Source organism: Microbacterium sp. bgisy207, assembly GCF_965345035.1.
GTDB lineage: Bacteria > Actinomycetota > Actinomycetes > Actinomycetales > Microbacteriaceae > Microbacterium.
The window spans coordinates 1-18365 of record NZ_CBDRMG010000019.1 but is presented as its reverse complement, the minus strand read 5'-3'; the positions used below and the strand labels follow the sequence as shown (position 1 = coordinate 18365).

Annotated in this window: 11 protein-coding genes; 4 read left to right on the top strand and 7 right to left on the bottom strand. The window is 69.7% G+C overall.

Translation table 11 applies throughout. The features are described 5' to 3' along the window. Positions 1–17: 17 nt before the first annotated feature. From ACSGC5_RS14230 to ACSGC5_RS14210, 5 genes are all read right to left on the bottom strand, one after another. Positions 18–2414 carry a transglutaminase domain-containing protein gene (locus ACSGC5_RS14230; protein ID WP_434971261.1) on the bottom strand — a complete coding sequence of 799 codons (2397 nt, stop codon included), beginning with the start codon at positions 2412–2414 and terminating at the stop codon, positions 18–20. A gap of 68 nt (positions 2415–2482) precedes the next feature. After that, positions 2483–3832, bottom strand: coding sequence for a DUF58 domain-containing protein (locus ACSGC5_RS14225; RefSeq protein WP_434971260.1), 1350 nt, complete (start codon positions 3830–3832; stop codon positions 2483–2485). Continuing rightward, complete coding sequence (locus ACSGC5_RS14220) at positions 3829–4794, bottom strand: AAA family ATPase (protein ID WP_434971259.1); 966 nt, start codon at positions 4792–4794, stop codon at positions 3829–3831. The genes ACSGC5_RS14225 and ACSGC5_RS14220 overlap by 4 nt, the downstream gene beginning before the upstream one ends. Before the next feature lie 16 nt (positions 4795–4810). Further along, the gene (locus ACSGC5_RS14215; protein WP_434971258.1) at positions 4811–10657 is read right to left on the bottom strand and encodes an Ig-like domain-containing protein; all 5847 of its coding nucleotides are present in this window, start codon (positions 10655–10657) and stop codon (positions 4811–4813) included. 37 nt (positions 10658–10694) lie between these two features. Further along, positions 10695–11804, bottom strand: a complete 1110-nt coding sequence (locus ACSGC5_RS14210) for a serine/threonine-protein kinase (protein ID WP_434971257.1) — start codon at positions 11802–11804, stop codon at positions 10695–10697. Between the two features lie 115 nt (positions 11805–11919). Between ACSGC5_RS14210 and ACSGC5_RS14205 the strand changes: the two genes are divergently transcribed. Next, positions 11920–12756, top strand: a complete 837-nt coding sequence (locus ACSGC5_RS14205) for an aldo/keto reductase (protein WP_434971256.1) — start codon at positions 11920–11922, stop codon at positions 12754–12756. A gap of 49 nt (positions 12757–12805) precedes the next feature. Here the strand turns inward: ACSGC5_RS14205 and ACSGC5_RS14200 are convergent, their stop codons facing one another. Beyond that, the gene (locus tag ACSGC5_RS14200) at positions 12806–14395 is read right to left on the bottom strand and encodes a dolichyl-phosphate-mannose--protein mannosyltransferase (protein WP_434971255.1); all 1590 of its coding nucleotides are present in this window, start codon (positions 14393–14395) and stop codon (positions 12806–12808) included. 9 nt (positions 14396–14404) lie between these two features. Continuing rightward, positions 14405–14953: a hypothetical protein gene (locus ACSGC5_RS14195; RefSeq protein WP_434971254.1), complete on the bottom strand. Its 549-nt coding sequence runs from the start codon at positions 14951–14953 to the stop codon at positions 14405–14407. Positions 14954–15160: 207 nt separating this feature from the next. Here ACSGC5_RS14195 and ACSGC5_RS14190 point away from each other — a divergent pair, with 207 nt between their 5' ends. The 3 genes from ACSGC5_RS14190 to chvE all read left to right on the top strand — a co-directional run bounded on the left by ACSGC5_RS14190 (position 15161) and on the right by chvE (position 18310). Beyond that, the gene (locus ACSGC5_RS14190) at positions 15161–16183 is read left to right on the top strand and encodes a LacI family DNA-binding transcriptional regulator (RefSeq protein ID WP_434971253.1); all 1023 of its coding nucleotides are present in this window, start codon (positions 15161–15163) and stop codon (positions 16181–16183) included. Positions 16184–16344: 161 nt separating this feature from the next. After that, positions 16345–17112, top strand: a complete 768-nt coding sequence (locus ACSGC5_RS14185; protein WP_434971252.1) for a class II aldolase/adducin family protein — start codon at positions 16345–16347, stop codon at positions 17110–17112. 67 nt (positions 17113–17179) lie between these two features. Further along, positions 17180–18310, top strand: a complete 1131-nt coding sequence (gene chvE, locus ACSGC5_RS14180; protein ID WP_434971251.1) for a multiple monosaccharide ABC transporter substrate-binding protein — start codon at positions 17180–17182, stop codon at positions 18308–18310. The last annotated feature ends 55 nt before the right edge of the window (positions 18311–18365 follow it).

Genomic DNA, 18365 nt, shown 5'->3' with positions numbered 1-18365 from the left:
GCCTTCGATCGTATCCGCTACGCGCGCCGACCACGCCGGGATCGCCGTCCGCGTCGCAGGGAGCGCAGCGAAAGCGCGGCGCGTAGGCGGTCCCTTCGCGACCCGAGCCCGCCGAGTCGTTCCCGTTCCCGGTCCACGAGGAGCCAGAACTGTGCAGCGTCCTCGTCCCGGGGCGAATCGGATGCGAAACTCGCACGATCGGCGAGCGTCGCCAGCGTATGGGCATCCTGTGATCCACCCGCTGCCTCGACGATCTCGGTCCGCGTGTGTGCGGCGGGAATGGATGCGCCGCGGTCGATCGTCGCGTCCACCCACTCGTCCCAGCCGCCGGCGATACGGTCGGCCGGGGCAGGTGCGCGGCGCCCGCGCCGGCGCCGCCAGGCCTTCACGGCGACGATCGCAGCGAGGGGACCGAGCAGGACGCCCAGCACGAGCAGGATGCCGCCGGCGAGCCGAATCGCGGCCACCAACACCGACAGGTCTAGACCCGTCTCCTCCTCGTCGGTTGTACGCGGATCCGCGTCGGCTGGGTCGGCATCCGGCGGCTGTACGACCTCGGCCCGTTCGCTCTCGACGTCCGTCGCGTTCTCGGGGTCGCGGCGCTGGTCGATGACCGCGTCCATCGGAATCTCGTGCTGCGGCGTGACATCCACGGGAATCCAGGCGCCGGAGACGTCCTGCACCTCGACCCACGCCGTGATGTTGCGCCCGCGGCACTCCCCGTCCTCGCACGGCGGCGCGACGGCACCGGCTGCGGCATCCGCGTCTCGCAGACGCGCGCCGAGCACGATCCGGGACGGGAATCCCAGCTGGTCGGCGATCATCGCCGCCGCGACGGCGAACTGCTCGTCATCTCCTGCCGCCGCCACGAGTTCGGCATCCGTCGCTCCCGGCTGCTGCGTCTGCCGCTCCACCAGCGCGGTGAAGAGACTGTCGATGCGGTCGGTCGAGTGCCCCGCGCGACTGGGCGCGAACGTGTAGTCACCCAGATCGGTCACCCACGCGGCATCCGCCGGCGGGGTCTCGAGGGCGTGACTGAGGTATCCGCGCTCGCGAAGACGGGTGATGAGTTCCTCGAGTCCTGCGCCGGAACCCCCGGCTTCCTGAAGACGGATCCACTGCGTCAGGCTCGCCGGGACGACGGTCTCGTCCAGGGTCGGCGCAGAGCGCGGCGGTGTCGCGGCGCTCAGCTCCATCCGCGTGGCGCTCGATGCGTCGGGGCTCGCAAGGATCGTGTACGCGGTGCCTGCGCCATACGCGGGGCTGGTGTTGATCCCGGATCCCGCGGCGGCGTCGTAGAAGAACCCGTCGGCCAGCGAGGCACGGTCGGGGCCCTCGAACGCGATCGCCCTGACCGTACCGACCGTCGGCACCCAGATGCCCGCGTACGCGTCGATCACCACGTCGGCACGCACACTGTCGCCGAGGACCGGCATCCGAGCCGACGGCACCCGGATGTACGCGGTGGATTGGTCGGCCAGTCCCGTCCCCGGGTCGGTCACCCGCGCCATCTGGCCGTCATAGAAGCTCAGGGTCGCCAGCCGCACGCGGTCGGCTCCGGTCGCCGTGATGCGGAAGAGCACCTCGTCATAGGTCTGCGCACCGAACATCGCCCGATACGTCGAGAGGGGGCTCGGCTCCTGCGCGATCCGGATCACCGGTTCGGTCACCGAGCGGGGAACGGTCCGAGGATGCGCGGCTGTGAGCATCGGCGTGAGAGCGATCGCGACGACGACACCCACCGCGAGCATCCCGGTCGCCATCCCGGCCCGGCCGATCGCCGCGCGGCGAGCGGGACGCTGCCGGACGCCGCCGGCGTCTCGCAATGCCAGACGGCGCACTGTCGCTGCGCGCCACAGGAACCAGAGGAGGAGGGTCGCGCAGGCAGCGATTCCGATCGCGGCTTCTCGCACGCCCGCTGCCGAAAGGAGCCCGGCACTGCCGCTCGTTGCGCTCGTCGCCCCGAACACGATCCCGAACGCCGCCGGAGTCAGGGCGACCGGGGCTGCGGCACCCCACCATCGTGCGCTCCCGGCACCGAGGACGAGCGCCGTACCAGGCGCCACGACGAGGACGAGGAACGCCGGAGCGAGGGTTGCCTGATAGGTGCCCAGCGGAAGTTCCAGCGTCAGCAGGTTGTTCGGCCCCGTGATCGGCGCGCTGACGACAGCGACGAGTGCGGACAGGAGTTGGCTCGAATCGGTCAGGACCGCCGGAACCGCGAGCGGTATCCCCGCGACCACGAAGATGACGCCGAAGAGGACGGCCGTGCGCCACCACGCCCAGGAGCGCACAAGCGCCAGCAGGCCCGCGGCGATCGACAGGATGATGGCGGAGGTGGCCATGACGACGAACCACTCGTCCTCGTAGATCGGCCACATTCCCACCGCCCCGATCCCTGCGGCGGTCGCCATGAACGCCGCCGTCCCCAGGGTCAGTCGCGTTCGCCGGGTCTGTCGGATGCGCCTCCCGGTCGCCGAGTTCACGACTGCGCTCCCCGCAGCAGGATCTGGCGCAGGTCGTCGAGCACGCCGATGGAGATCACCGTTGCCTCGCCGAGTCGGCGCAGCCGAGGCTCGCCCTCGAGGTCGCAGATCACCGCGGCCACCCCGACATGAGGCGGAAACGCCAGCGCAGCACGTTGCAACGCTGCCGCCGTCATGGTGGAACCGCCCACGAGAAAGGCGAGCGACACGTCGCTGTGCGCCTCCACGGCGAGCGCCGCGACCTCGGCGAGCGGGTTGACGGCATCGTGGCTCTCGATACCCGCCAGCGCGTCCATGAGGATGCGCTCGGTCATGGTGGGAAGGTCGCGGATCGAGCGCACGCGGCTTCGTGCGAACTCGGGTATCTCCTCCCCGACGACGACCTGGACATTGCGCCCGTCGCGCACGCCGCGGATCCCCAGCGAGGCGGCCACGCTCACGGCGAGTTCGAACTCCTCGTCGTCGCGGAAGCTGTGGTGGTCCGTGTCGATCGCGATCACCATCCGCGATCGCCTCGACTGTTCGTATTGGCGCACCATGAGGGTGCCGGTCTTCGCCGTTGATTTCCAGTGCACGTGCCGCTGCGCGTCCCCGGGCACGTATTCACGGATCGCGTGGAACGAGATATCCGCGTCCACCAGAACGGGGGAGGGGCGACCGTCGAGGTCACGGATGAATCCCGCCGAGGTCGGCGGGATCGACGTCGTGCGCGGGTGGATGTAGAGAGTGTGCGTCTGGGCCCACGTCGCCTCTCGCCGCAGAAGCCCGAGGGGGTCGCCGCGCACCGAGCTGATCGGCCCGATCGTGACGACCCCGCGGCGGGGCGCGGGGATCTCGATGGCCTCCTCGTGGGAGGTTCCTCGTCGCAGCAGCGGCACCGCGATGTCGATGAGACCCGCGCCCACGGGAATATCGACGGTGCCCGGCAAGGCGACGGCGACGGCGTCGTTGCGCACGGTGATGCGTGCGCGCGCGCTCGATCCGGCCACCACCCGGTCGTGCGCGAGCTCGAAATCGACCTCGTACGGTCGTGCGCGCAGGAGGAAGGGGAGCGCCAGCAGCAGCAGTACCCCTGCGAGCACGCCCGCTGCCACCAGCTCCGCGATCCCGAAACGGATGCCGACGCCAAGGCCCACCGTGGCGGCGATGAGTGCGAGCCACCCGCCCGGACGGACGACACCCCGCACCCGGTGCCATGCCTGGACCATCCGTTGGCTGATGCGGTGCCAGACGCTGACTCCACGCATCGCGATGACCGTCGTGCCGCGCGTCTGCGTCATGCGCGTGCGACCGCTCGCCTGCGTCGAGGTCGCCTCGCGCGTCAGGGTCGAGGGGGATCCGGTCATGTCGCCTCGCGCTGTGTCGGCGGCGCGACATCCAGCAGCACCTGGCCGATCACCGCGCGCGCCGTGACACCGTCGAACTCGGCCTCCGGGTCGAGCACGAGCCGGTGCGCGAGCACGGCCTCGGCGAGGGCCTTCACATCGTCGGGCGTCACGAAACCCCGACCGTGCGCGATCGCCCACGTCTTTGCGGCGCGGGTGAGCGCGATGGCGCCACGAACGCTGACGCCGAGGCGCACCTCGACAGCGGCGCGCGTGGCGTCCACGATCCGTGCGATGTAGTCCAGGACGAGTGGGCTGACGTAGACCTCACGGGCAAGGAGGGCCATTCCTCGGATGCCGTCGAGCGAGACCACCGGCGAGAGCTCGACGCGCTCGGCCGCCGTTCCTTCGAGGATGCGCAGGGTCGCGGCGTGATCGGGGTAGCCCAGGGTGGCCTTGATGAGGAACCGATCGAGCTGCGCTTCGGGAAGACGGTAGGTCCCGGCCTGCTCGATGGGGTTCTGCGTAGCCACGACGAGGAAGGGCTGCCCGACGGGCCGGGTCACACCGTCGATGGTGACGTGGCCCTCCTCCATGACCTCCAGGAGAGCGGACTGCGTCTTCGGGCTGGCGCGGTTGATCTCATCGGCCAGCACGATGTTGGCGAACACCGGTCCGCGGTGGAACTCGAACTCGCCCCGCTTCTGGTCGTAGACGGTGATGCCGGTCACGTCCCCCGGGAGCAGGTCGGGGGTGAACTGGATGCGCGAGCTCACGCCGTCGACGCTGTGGCCCATTGCCCGGGCGAGCGAGGTCTTCCCCGTCCCCGGGTAGTCCTCGAGCAGAAGGTGGCCCTGCGAGATCATCGCGGTGAACGCCAGCTCGATGACGTGGCGCTTGCCGAGCACGACCTGCTCGACGTTCTCGACGAGAACGCGGAACGTGTCGTGAAATCTGGTCACCTGGTCTGCTGTGACGGTCATGGGGTCCTCTCGCGGATCACGGTGTGGGGGTGGGGCAGACAAGGCCCGTATGGGTGTAGGCGTCCAGGCCGCTCAGTCGACCCGAGAACGAGACGGTGATCTCCCACGACGTCTCGGTCCCGCCGGCGTCCGGTGTGCCCGCCGTGGCGATGCTGTAGTCGGCAGGCGCGGCATCCACCATCGTCGCGGACGGTTCGCCAGCGTCGTCGCAGGTGGTCGGAAAGACGACCTGTGTCGTGTAGGCGGCGCCGGTCGGAGTGATCGTCGTGCTGTCGGCGGAGCAGACGTCGCCGACGCACCACCACGCCTCGATCGTCCCCGGGTCATCGCCGGTGCGGAAGAGGCTCGCGAAGTCGGTCGTGCGCGAGGAACCGAACCGCGTCTCGTAGCGCGGATGCTCCAACGAGGGACCGGTCACCTGCGACCAGCTGGCAGTCTGACCCGACACGGTCGGTCCCGAGGCGATCGTGTAGGTCGCGGTCCCGGAGGGCGGCGGGATCGGTTCCGTCGGTTGCGCCGTGACCGGGCCGGCCGTGGCGACGCCGAACGAGGTGGCTCCGACGCGGTACTCCGCGCACGCGCGCGCCGACGTGTCCTCCCAGACGGTGCCGGCGAGGAGTTCGTCGACCGTCCCGCCGGTCACGTTCCCGACGAACTCGACCGTGCAGGCGGCACCGGTGGTGATCCCGACCCACAGCTCGGTCCCGACGCCGTTCGCGGTGACGCTCGCGATAGCTCGGACCTCCCCGCTGCCGTCATCGGACGGCTCGAGGCGCAGCTGCAACCGGGGAGCTCCGATGCCGTAGGCGACGACGGACGTTGACGAGCCCTCGGTCGTTCCCGAGGCAATCGGCGGGTAGTCGAAACGAGACAGGGGAGTCACGGTGAGCGTCGTCTCCCGGTTGGCCCCCACGACGAAGTTCGGGAAAACGACCTCGCCGCCGCCCTGCGGGACGCCGAGCGTTTCGGAGGCGCCGGTGACGGGGCTGGTTACTCGGACCGAGCCGGTGGTCGAGTCGAATCCGCTGACGGTGATCGCCGCGACGTGACCGGTGCCGTCGGTCGTCGGCACGGGTGTGGCTGAGACGCTCGTCGGGGCCTCCGGCGCGACGTAGGGCCAGGCGGTGACAGCGTTCGTGGGCGTGCGGGACTCTCCGACGCTGTTGACGGCCCACGCCTGGTAGCGGACCTTCGTTCCCGGTTCGGCGGTGATCGGCGGGCACAGCCCGTCCGCACCGCACGTCACTTCCTGGCCGCCACCGCTGACGCGGAAGGACTCGACCGCCGGGTAGGACCCGCCACCGCCGGTGACGCGCAGCGTCACGCTGGAGGCGTCGAAGGCGGTCCACTCGATCGTCGCCGGGTCCGCCGGCAGGCCCCGGAGGTCCAAGACGACCGTTCCCGTCCGCTCGCCCGTGGAGAGACGGCCCTGCGCGTCGGTGACCTCGAAGGTGCCCGTGCAATCCGAGGCGCCCGGCGCATCGGATGCCCACGTCGCGCGCACCGCGGATGCCGAGGCCACCGAGAAGGTCACGTCGGTGCAGTTGGCGGGGCTGGTCACCGACACCAGGCGCAGCGGCGTGCCGGGAAGCGGGTTCACCTCGCCGGCGATGCCGATGACGGGGATGTCGCACGACGTCGAGCCGGCGGCCTGGGAGCACTGTTGTGTGACGGTTCCCGCCTTGGGGAGGGTTGAGGGCGCGGGCCCCACCACGAGGGTGAGCGCCGCCGTTTCGGCATCCGGATGGCTGAGGAGCCGCACGGTGACGACCTCGGCGCGCCCCGGGTTCGCGTTGTCGGCTCCGATGACCTCGAGACTCGACCCGGTCAGCGACACCTGGAACTGGTCCCCCGGCGCCTCGACCGCGTAGACCAGTGATGCCCAGTCGGGCGTGCCGGTCCACGAGGTCAGCTGTCGCAGGTCGTAGACCGCTGATTGGCCGGGACTCAACGTGCGGGATGCTGCCGCGAGGATCGGTTGCGGCGCCTCCGCCTCGATGAGGAACCTGACCGTGAGCACCGTCCAGTCCTCTGCGCCCACCAGTCGGGCCTGAATGGTGCAGGTGTCGCTCCAGGGGGCTCCCGCCCCCGCCGTGTAGCGCAGCGTCGTCGAGCCCTCCCGCTCGCACGACGCTCCGGCCCGGGCGCCCCCCGGCGTTGCACTCGAGGAGAGCTCCAGTTCGCTGCCGCGCGGAACAGCGATGATCGCGGAGAGGTCGACGTCGACTGCATCGTTCTCGCCGACGGAGAACGCGCCCGTCCCCGTGCGCAGCGTGGGACGCAGGTCCGACTCACCGGGAACACGCAAGAACCCGTAGGAGGTGACGGAGGACCCATCGGCCGCCGCGCCCGTGACCTGGAACGCGATCACCATCGCCTCGGGCTGCGCCGTGCCCGCGATCCGTCGACCGCTCACTGTCGCGTTCGGCGTCTCGCGCCACAGGTCGAGCTCCAGCGAGTCCGGGTCGCCGCCCGCCCAGGTGACCTTGCCCGTCAGCACGTCGATGCCCTCATCGAAGCCGTCGATCGTCTCAGCGGTGAGCACGGTGTCGCGCACTTCCGGATAGTCGGGCACGGGATTGCGCACGATCTTCAGCACGATCAGGCCCATCGCGGTGTCGCCGGCGGGGTTGGTCACCGTGTAGACGAACGAGAATGTTCCCAGGACGTCCCCCGACCGCACGGTGACAGTCCCCTCGTCAACAGACACGCCCACCAGGAGCGACTCCAGGTCGTCGTATTCCGCCGTCCCGGGTTGGGCGTTCGGACGCACCTCGGTGAGGGTGAGCTCCGCGCCGGACGGGTCGACGTCGTTCTCCAGCGGGGTGATGGTGGTTTCGCGGCTCGACCCCTGCCCGCCTTCGAGCTGGACATAGTCCGAGAAGGTCACCGGGCGCGGGTCGGACTGTGCGTCGCGAACGCCGACGAGGGCGAGTCCGGTCGCCGTGGCGCCGCGTCCGTCGCGGACCCGATATGTGAACGAGGCCTGCCCGCTCCAGGACGGCGGCGCGGTGTAGATGAGGCTCGTGCCGTCGGCTGACACGCTCGCAGTGCCGGCGGGTGTGCCGTCGGTTCCCACGGGCTGTTCGACGACGGCGTCCAGGGAGACGCTGTCGCCGTCGGGGTCTATCCCGAACGGATCGAAGGTGATCGTCGTCGACCTTCCGCTGAGCGCGCGTCCTTCGAGCGTGGCGGGCGCAGGAGCGGTGTTGGTCTCGTCGCCGAGGACCGTGATGGTGACCCGCGCGCTGTCCGTCAGTTCCGGGTACCCCACCCGGTACGCGGTATAGCTCACGCTGTACACGCCGGGGCTGTCGGGCGCCAGATAGCGCAGCGTGCGGCTGGTCGCGAAGGCCAGGCCGGCATCCGTCTCGTTGACGACGCGGGAGGGGTCGATCGCCAGCAGCCCCCCGGTCGGAGCCGAGTCGTTTCGCAGCACCGGGATGTCGATCTGCCCCCCGGCGCGCACGGTCGCGGTATCGGCGACCGCGATCGGGGGATCGGCGGTCGCTGCCGGGAGCAGGATGACCGTGAGCTGACCCGTCACCGCGGTCGCGGGGTTCTCGGTTCCGTCGGAGATCGTGTAGCGGACGACGCCGATCTCGCCGGGGGAGCCGTCCGCCGTCGTGCCGCTGGCTCGGATCGTGCTCTGTCCGACCGGATCCACGCTGAGAGAGGCGCCCGCGGTCGCTTGGGGGCGGACATCGCTGACCAGCAGGACGAGGTGGGCGGGGTTCGAGACGGCGTCGAGCACGTCGACGGTCGTGTCCTCGTTCGGACGCACGAACGCCACCAGCGGCGGCGCCGAGAGCTCGGCGTCCTCGCGCGCGATCGCCGTGACGCGCACGGTTGCCGTCTGTTCGGTCTCGCCGTCGCGGACCGTGTACTGCAGCACCGTCGATCCCGGGGACTCTGCGGTGTACGAGAACGAGAGCGCACCGGAATTGATACCGATCCCGGACTCGTCGTCGCCCGCGCTCACCGCCGTCAGAAGCGGGGATCCCGAGCCGCCGCGGACGCGGTCGCGCAGTTCGACGGTGACCGGGCGGCCGGCGACCGCGGTGACTGCGAACGAATCGGCCTCGAGTCGCGGCGCGGGCGCCACAGTGATCGTGAGGGCCCGGCGCGTCTGCGCACCTCGGCTGTCGGAGACGGTCACGGTGACCGATGCTGTCGTCGCCACGTCAGCGTTGGCATCCGGATGCTGGTACGTCAGTACGCCGGCGGGATCGACCGTGACCGAACCCGGGCCCGCGTCCACGGACGCTGCCGACACGTAGAGTGCGTCGCCATCCGGGTCGACGAAGGCGTCGAGGATGGGGAAGCTGATCGTTCCGCCGGGCGTCGTGGTCGGTTCCGGCCACTGCGCGAGGCACCGCGGGGCACCGCACCACTCCGGGGCGCCGTTCTGGCTCTCAGGCACGACGGTGATCGTGACGGTGGCTGGCGCGGACGTGAGCCCATCCACCGCGGTGCCGTCGGTGATGCGGTACTGGAACGTTGCGCTCCCCGAGGCATCCGCCGGAACATCGAAGGTCAGCAGCTGGTCGGCATCCGTCGTCGCCGGCTGCCCGAATGCCGACGCCGACACGGAGGCGGGGATCACGCTGAGCACGTCCTCGTTCGGATCGTGATCGTTCAGAAGCACCGGAAGCGCGACAGCGCGTCCGGCTCTCACCCCGAACGTGTCGTCCTCGGCGACCGGCGGCTTGGGTTCGAGGACCTCGGGTGCCACCGCGTCATCGGACTGCGCCGCGCTGATCTGCTCGTCGATCTGCCACGCCTGGGAGGAGGGCACGAGGTCGCCGTCGGGGATCGTCCACACCCAGCCCGATTGGGTCTCGTTCAGGATGAGGCGGCGGCCGTTCCCGAAGAACTCCGGGAGCGGATCGGCGCCCACCTCGGCGCCCGCATACTCGAGGGCTGACTCACCCGCCGTCAAGGACCACAGCGTCCCGCCGCCGGCGGGGGGAAGCCATGCGGCGAACACGTCCTCGCCGAGCGGGTGCGGTGCAGCAGGTACCCCGCGCACCTCGACACCGCCCGTGACCTGCCGCGGGGAGCCGTCCGACAGCGTCACGGCGACAAGCCCCTGCGAGTCGGCGACGAACACCTCATCCCCGGCATCGGCCGGCGCCGCCAGTCGCGCGTCCTGAAGCAGCGTCGTCTCGACGGGAGCGGACAGGCCCCGGATCCACAGTCGCCCGGTTTCGGCATCCAGCAGCACCCAGGTCTGGCCCACGAGTGTCATCGAGGCGCCCTCGCCCGGCGGCTCGGGCACGGCATCGACCCCGAGGATGCGCCCGCTCACCGGGTCGGCACGCAGCACCTGACCGGCGTCGGCGGAGAACGCCGCGAGCGTTCCGGCTCCTCCGAGGCTGATCGCGTCGGCAGGGAACGGCTCGTCCTCGTCGCCGGTGTCCAGGCGCGCCGCGCCCGGTCGCGAGAGCTGCCCGACGAAGACCTCGCCCGCTTCGGTGAGATAGGCCACCGACTCGCCGTGTGTGACGACGTCCCGGGTTCCCGAGGGGGTGGCGGCGAACGCGTCCGCGCCGGCGGTGTCCAGGTCCGCAGGAGTGGCGGGATCGACCGCGGCGACCTTGGTCCCGGAGGCGGCGAAGGCCCAGACTGCGTCGGTCGTCTGCGCGAGAGTGGTGGGCTGGGTGAGCTGCTTGACCGTATCGAGCTCGCGGATCTCCGCGTTGACGCGAGCGTAGTGACCGCCGCCCGAGCGTTGCAGAGCCCAGATCGTCCCATCATCGAGGGGTGTCTGCTGCGCGTCGTAGCCGGGCCACGCGACGGCCAGGCCCGCGACGAGCGCGGCGGTCAGGCCGAGCGCGCTGCCGAGGACCCAGCGCGGCACGGCGGAGCGTTGCCGTCCCTCGCGCCCGCGCGCCATGTCAGATCACGCTCCCGACGACGACCGCCGCGATGCCCGCGACGACGATCGCTCCGCCCGCGACCGCGGGCCACAGCCAGACGGGTCGCCGTCGCGCGACCGTTTCGGGAAGATCGTCGCTCGGCGCGCGCTCCGTCACTGGGCGGCTGCGGGCCTGCCGTCGCCGCGCGGACTCGTGCGGCACCCGCGGACGCACGAAAGCCGGGGCATCGGAAGGCTCCCGCTCGGGCAGCGGTGCCGCCTCGGCCAGTTCGAGGGGAGTGACCGGCATGTTGCCTTCGTACTGCACCAGTTGCAGGGCATGGGCGAACTCCGCGGCCGTCGCGAAGCGATCGGCGGGATTCTTCGCGAGCGCGCGGCGCAGCACCTCCTCGAGCCCGGGAGGAAGATCCGGGCGATCGATCGGGGTGTAGGCGGCACGACGGATGCGTGATTTCAGGTGGTCTCGTGTGTTCTCGCTGTGCGACGGGCGTTCGAAGGGACTGCGACCGGCCAGGAGGGAGTACACGGTGGCGCCGAGGCTCCACACCTCGGCGGCAACGGAGCCGCTCGTGCGCTCGTCGATGATCTCCGGAGCGCTCCACGGCACGCTCATCGCGAAGACCTCGACGCCTTCGCGGGCCGATACCGATGCCGCGATCCCGAAGTCCGAGAGCACCGGCATCCCGTAGGTGGTCAGCAGGATGTTGGAGGGCTTGATGTCGCGGTGGAGCAGCCCTGCCCGGTGAGCCGACTCGAGCGCGGATGCGACCTTCACGCCGGTTCGCAGCACTTCGTCCACGGGGATCGTCTCGCGCCGATAGCGGGCGGCGAACGAGGCGGGGCAGTACTCCATCACGATGTACGGTCGCCCGTCCGGCGAGACGCTGGCCTGGTAGATCGTGAGGATCGACGGGTGCGCGGACAGGTGCGCCATGGCGTCGGCCTCAGCCGCGAACATCCGCAGCAGCGCCTCGTCGACGATGTCTTCGAGCAGAACCTTGACGGCGACCGCGCGGCGGGGCATGTCCTGCTCGTAGAGGAACACGTCGGCGAAGCCGCCGGCCCCGAGTGGGCGCACGTAGCTGAAGCCGGCCAGAACGGGCGCCGCGGCGGGGAGCCGGCTAGGCACCGAGACCCCACGCGCCCCGGCGCCCCCCGTGGGCGCGGCGAGCCGGTCGATTCATGCCCCAAGCCTAAGTCGCCGCCCTGAGCCAGCGCTGTAGGCATCCACCTAGGCTGGACACATGACGATCCCCTCCCTGCCGCTGCTCGACGACAACCGCATCCCTCAGTTGGGCTACGGCGTCTTCAAGGTGCCCGCCGATGACACCCGACGCGCCGTGCTGGAGGCGTTCGAGCTCGGCTACCGGCACATCGATACCGCGGCGATCTACGGGAACGAGGAGGGTGTCGGCGCGGCCATCGCGGAGAGCGGGATTGCCCGCCAGGAGCTGTTCATCACCACGAAGCTCTGGAACGACCGCCACGACGGCGATGAGCCCCGGGCCGCGCTCCGAGAGAGCCTCGACAAGCTCGGTCTGGATACGGTCGACCTGTACCTGGTGCATTGGCCGACCCCCGCCCGCGACAACTATCTGCACGCCTGGCAGCGCTTGATCGAACTGCGCGACGAGGGCCTGACCCGCAGCATCGGCGTCTCGAACTTCCTCGTCCCGCATCTCGAGCGCATCGTCGCGGAGACCGGGGTGGCACCCGTCGTCGATCAGATCGAGCTGCACCCCGCGTATCAGCAGCGCGAGGTCGTGGAGTGGGCGCAGGCGCACGGCATCCGCATCGAGGCCTGGGGGCCGCTCGGTCAGGGGAAGTACGACCTGTTCGGCACTGCCGCGGTCGCCGATGCGGCGGCGGCGCACGGCAAGACACCCGCGCAGGTCGTGCTGCGGTGGCACCTCGACAAGGGGAACATCGTCTTCCCCAAGTCGGTGCGGCGTGAGCGCCTCGCCGAGAACATCGATGTCTTCGACTTCGCGCTGACGGATGCCGAGATCGCCGCGATCGACGCCCTCGACCCCGGCGACGGCTCGGGTCGTGTATCGGCGCACCCGGATGAGGTCAACTGACGGACGAGGCCGGCCGCCGCACGGGGTGTGCTGACCCCGTGCGGGCCACTCAGATCCAGGTCGGCGACCAGTTGTGCAGGCGCCAGAAGTCGTAGGGCACGCTGGTCGCCGTGAGGATCGGGTACCAGAAGGCAGCGAGCACGACCGCGACGATGAGGAAGACAGCGACGACCCGCTGCCCGGTCACCCGTCTCGCATGTGTCGCGCCCTCCGGATGCGCCAGATCGCGCAGCGCCAGCGCGAGCGCCAGCAGCAGGAACGGCAGCATCACGACCGTGTAGAACTGGAACACGGTTCGCTCCGGGTACAGCAGCCATGGAACCCAGGTGACCGCGATCCCGGTCAGCACGAAGCCCGAGGCCGGATCGCGTCGACGAACGAATCGGATGGCGAGGTAGACGCATGCGGCGACGGCCGCGTACCAGACGAGCGGGTTCGGCATCGAGTAGATGTTCTGCACGCACCCGGCGGCGGCAGTGCACCCCGCCTCTCCGAGCGGGTCGCTGTGATAGAACATCGAGGTCGGACGGGCCAGGAGGGGCCACTGCCACGCGGGGCTCGCGTAGCTGTGGCTTGCCGACAGATTGACGTGGAAGCCGTACATCGACTGGTGGTACGCCCACAGGCTCTGCAGCGGCAGCGGCACCCACGACCAGAGGCCGGTGGCCGAGCCGGCGTCGACCGCATGCCGGTCGTAGCCCCCGTCGGTGACCAGCCACCCCGTCCAGGAGACCAGATAAACGAGGAAGGCGGGGGGAACGAGCAGCAGGAAGGTCACCGGTCCCTGGCGCGCGACGGCGTCTGCGGGCCAGAACTCGATGGCACGTCGACGCCGTTCCAGGGCGTCGGTGATGACGAGATAGATCCCGATGCCGGCGAGGACGTAGAGGCCCGACCACTTCACGGCGGTCGCCGCACCCGCCGCGAGGCCGGCCGCGACCACCCACGGTCGCGCCCAGAACACCGGCCCCCAGCGTCGCACCGGCGCGGGCCCGCCGTCTGTCGCATCCGTCGCCGGTACCCCTCTGCGGGCCCACTCGCGTTCTCGGAGCCATCGCCTGTCCAGGAGCACGAACCAGAACGCGAGCAGCGTGAAGAACATGACGAACGTGTCCAGCAGGGCAACGCGGCTGAGCACGATCGCGAGTCCGTCGATCGCCATGAGGCCGGATGCCGCCGTCGCGACACCGATCGAGCGCGTGAGGGTGAGGGCCACCAGGTAGAGCAGCAGGACCGCGACGGTTCCGAACAGCGCCGTCGCGAAGCGCCATCCGACGGAAGAGTCGGCGCCGAACAACGCCATGCCCGCGCCGATCAGGAGCTTCCCGAGCGGCGGGTGGACGACGTAGCTGCCGTCCTCGAGGAAGATGTCGGTCTCGCCGCTGGCGAACCGGCTGTCGGCGTCATCAGGCCAGGTCGCCGGGTATCCGAGGTTCCACTGCGTCCAGGCATCCTTGACGTAGTAGGTCTCGTCGAAGACGAGCTCGTGTGGATGCCCGAGGTTCCAGAAGCGCAGGATGCCGGCGACAGCGGTCACGACGGCAGGGACCGCGATCTGTAGCCGAGGGGAGGTGGCAACGCGCGCCCTTAGGCGATCGTAGACCGTCGGGCGCGCGGGGCTCTCGACGGCGGTGGTCACCACGACAGCCTATTCGCGACCGGCTGCCGGCTTGTCGGATCGCGCGTTCCGCGGCGGCGTCGGCGGATCGTCCGTGATCCCGAGGAGGAACCCCGCGATCTGGAGGGACGTGCCCTCCACGACCGGTCCGGTGCCGAAGGCCCAGTCGGCGTCCGTGGCGCGTACGGTTCGTCCGGCCACGACTGCTCGACGTTCGAAGGGACCCACGGCCTGCGCGTAGAGTGCCACGGCACCGGAGGTCATCGGGTCGACGGAGAGGTCTTGACCGAGTTCTTTCGCGGTGCGCAATGCGGCAGCGAGCGCTCGCGCCACAACGCGAATGCCGCGGCGACGTGCACGCAGAGCAGCTCGGAACGCTGCGACATCCCCGCCGGCGACCTGCCACTCGCGGGACAGCCCCGCCTGCGCGGCGAAGTCCGTCCACAGGGGTCTGTCGCCGATCAGCGAGGTCACGTTCTCGATGAGGGCGTCCAGTTCCCGTCGACGATCGCTCGAGACGACGCCCTCGTCCTCGCGGGGGCGTCCGCTGAGCGGCAGGTGCCGCAGGAAGTCCGCCATCGGCTCAGCGTACCGGTCGGGGTCGGGGCACTCGCGGACCGGTGCATGCGTCGCGGGCAATGTGACAAATGTGACAGGCGCGTCCGACACTCTCCGCGACGCCCGCGGACCAATGTGACTGTCACATACGGCGACCGCTAACATGACACAAGAGGCGCGGAGAACACGCACACAGGGATGTGACCGTGCTCACCCGGGAGGCGTGCGATGAGCGAGGGTACCGGCGGACGACCGCCGAGCATCCGCGATGTTGCGCGGATGGCCGGAGTCTCTCACCAGACGGTGTCGCGCGTTCTCAACGACCATCCCAGCATCCGCCCCGAGACTCGCGAACGCGTCCTGCAGGTCATGAGCGAACTGCGATACACGCCTAATCGCGCGGCGAGGATGCTCGTCACCAGTCGCTCCCAGACGATCGGCATCCTCGCCGCGTCGTCCACGCAGTACGGCCCGGCCTCGAGCATTGCGGCGATCGAATCGGCGGCGCGCGAACGCGGCTACTGGGTCTCCACCGCCAACATCGATGCTGCCGACCCGGAATCGATCACCGCGGGGATCGCCCATCTGACGGCGCAATCCATCGAGGGGCTGGTCGTCATCGCGCCGCAGGTACGCGTCTTCCGCGCTCTCGCGTCGCAGCGCATCGACGTTCCCTATGTGACGCTGCAGTCGGCGGTTCTCGGTCCCGAGCACACGCTCTCCGTCGACCAGATCGCGGGTGCACGGATGGCGACGCGGCACCTGATCGAGCTGGGACACCGGCAGATCTACCACATCGCGGGCCCCCAGGACTGGATCGAAGCCGAGGCTCGCATGCGCGGTTTCCTGGACGAGATGGACGCCCACGACCTTCCCATGACGGCGCCGATCCTCGGCGACTGGACGGCGGAGTTCGGCTATCACGCGGGGCGTGAGCTCCTGCGGGTTCGGGACTTCACCGCCGTCTTCGCCTCGAACGACCAGATGGCGCTCGGACTACTCCACGCTGTTCGGGACGAGGGGCTTTCGGTACCGCGAGACATCAGCATCGTCGGGTTCGACGACATCCCCGAAGCCGCCCACTTCTGGCCGCCACTGACGACCGTTCGTCAGGATTTCGCAGAGCTCGGTCGACGCTGTGTCTCCCTCCTGCTGGACGCTGCGACCACCTCGGCTGCCGCGGATGCTCCCGGCACGATCGCCCCCACGCTCATCCCGCGCGCCTCGACGGGAGCCCTCGGCCGGCTCTGAGACCGTCGCGGTCGTGACCATCTGCTCTCGCGGGTGCGTTATCAATCCGAGACCTTTCGTGCTTGACACCCGGGACTGACGCGAGGCTATAGTTTCGCAATGTGACCGGTCACATGGACTGTCACACCGATCGACACTGATCGGAACGAAGGAGTTCACCCATGCCGCCCAAGGAAGCAGCGGGCACCGCCGACGGATACGCCGCCGGCGTGAAGGCCGAGGTCGCGATCGCCCGCACCCGGGCCGATGTCGCGCACCGACAGGCCGAACTGGAGCAGCGCGGGCTCGTCGCTTGCCCCCGCGGAAACGTCTCGGCGCGCATCGGCGCCGCGGAACTGTTCGTGATCGCTCCCGCCGGTGCATTCCTCGACAAGATCTCGCCCGAGCGCATGGTCGTTTGCGATCTGGACGGTGCGGCGTTGCCCGAAGTGCTCGGCAGCGACCGACTGCCATCAGCGGATGCCCCCGTCCACTCCCGCATCTATCGGGACGTTCCCACCGCCAACGCGATCGTTCACACCGACTCACCCTTCGCCCTGGCCTGGGCTGCCCGCGCCGAGACGCTGCCGTGCCTCACCACCGCCGCCGCCGAGGACTTCGGTGGGGCGGTGCCGGTGATCGCCCCGGACCTGGCAGATCCCGCAGCCATCGGCGAGGCGGTTGTGAGCGAACTCTCGTCCGGACGGGCAGTCGCTCTGGTGCGCGCCGTCGGCGTCTTTGCCGTCGGATCGGATCTGCGCGAGGCGCTACGCCGAGCCTCTTCGCTGGAAGTCGCCGCGCGTCACGCGGTTCTCGTCTCTGCAACCGGTCCGGTCGAGGCCCTCGCAATCGACGACGCCGTCGCGGTCGCGCTGCACGACCGCGCGCGACGGCGCGCGACCTCGGTCCCTGACGCCCACACCCTCGGGTCGGGGCTCAGCCACAACTGAATACCTGAATGCCCCACAACTGAACACACACACCAAGACAACGATGTCCTTCAGAAAGGAAATCACTGTGAAGAGCAAGAAGATTCTGCTCGCCGGAGCGGCAACGCTCGCCGCCGGTGCCCTGCTGCTCTCCGGATGCTCCGGCTCCGGTGGCGGCGGATCGACCGACGGCGGCGGAGACGGCGGCCTCGTCGGCGTCGCGATGCCCACCAAGAGCTCGGAACGCTGGATTCAGGATGGTGACGCCGTCAAGTCGGAGCTGGAGGAGCAGGGGTTCACCGTCGACCTGCAGTACGCCGAGGACGACATCCCGACGCAGGTCTCGCAGATCGAGAACATGATCACCAAGGGCGCCGAGGCGCTCATCATCGCCTCGATCGATGGCACGACTCTCACGAGCGTCCTCCAAGAGGCGGCAGATGCTGGTATCCCCGTCATCGCCTACGACCGCCTCATCCGTGACACCGAGAACGTCGACTACTACGCGTCGTTCGACAACTACCAGGTCGGCGTCCAGCAGGCCACGTCGATCCTGAACGGCCTCGGACTGACCGAACTCGACGGCACCCCGATCGAGGGAGCACCTGCCGGCCCGTTCAACATCGAGCTGTTCGCCGGTTCGCCCGACGACAACAACGCGTACTTCTTCTGGAACGGCGCGATCGACACGCTGCAGGACTACTTCGATGACGGCACGCTCGTCGTGAAGTCGGGCCAGACGGAGTTCGAGCAGGCGGCGACGCTGCGGTGGGACGGCGAAACCGCCCAGAGCCGGATGGAGGACATCCTGACGGCGTACTACTCGGACGGCTCGCAGGTCAACGCGGTGCTCTCGCCCTACGACGGCATCTCGCGCGGCATCATCTCGGCCCTCACGGACGCCGGGTACTCAGTCGGGCCCGAGTGGCCGATCATCTCGGGTCAGGATGCCGAGCTCGACTCGGTCAAGGCGATCAACCGCGGTGAGCAGTACTCCACGATCTTCAAGGACACCCGCCTGCTCGCGCAGGTCGCGGTCGACATGGCGGTCGCGCTGCTGAACGGCGAGACTCCTGAGGTCAACAACACGACGGACTACGACAACGGCGTGAAGGTCGTCCCGTCGTATCTGCTGGAGTCGGCGATCGTTGTCAAGGACAACATCACCGAGGTCCTCGTGGACAGCGGGTACTGGACCGAAGCCGAGATCAACGGCTAAGAACGATCGAAGGTTGTGTCGGGGGGTGCTGAGCCGCCCGACACAACCCAGAGGA

Coding starts and splice junctions, on each gene's coding strand:
- ACSGC5_RS14230 (WP_434971261.1), bottom strand. CDS start 2,414: ATGGCGACCGCCGCAGGGATCGGGGCGGTGGGAATGTGGCCGATCTAC.
- ACSGC5_RS14225 (WP_434971260.1), bottom strand. CDS start 3,832: ATGACCGGATCCCCCTCGACCCTGACGCGCGAGGCGACCTCGACGCAG.
- ACSGC5_RS14220 (WP_434971259.1), bottom strand. CDS start 4,794: ATGACCGTCACAGCAGACCAGGTGACCAGATTTCACGACACGTTCCGC.
- ACSGC5_RS14205 (WP_434971256.1), top strand. CDS start 11,920: ATGACGATCCCCTCCCTGCCGCTGCTCGACGACAACCGCATCCCTCAG.
- ACSGC5_RS14195 (WP_434971254.1), bottom strand. CDS start 14,953: ATGGCGGACTTCCTGCGGCACCTGCCGCTCAGCGGACGCCCCCGCGAG.
- ACSGC5_RS14190 (WP_434971253.1), top strand. CDS start 15,161: ATGAGCGAGGGTACCGGCGGACGACCGCCGAGCATCCGCGATGTTGCG.
- ACSGC5_RS14185 (WP_434971252.1), top strand. CDS start 16,345: ATGCCGCCCAAGGAAGCAGCGGGCACCGCCGACGGATACGCCGCCGGC.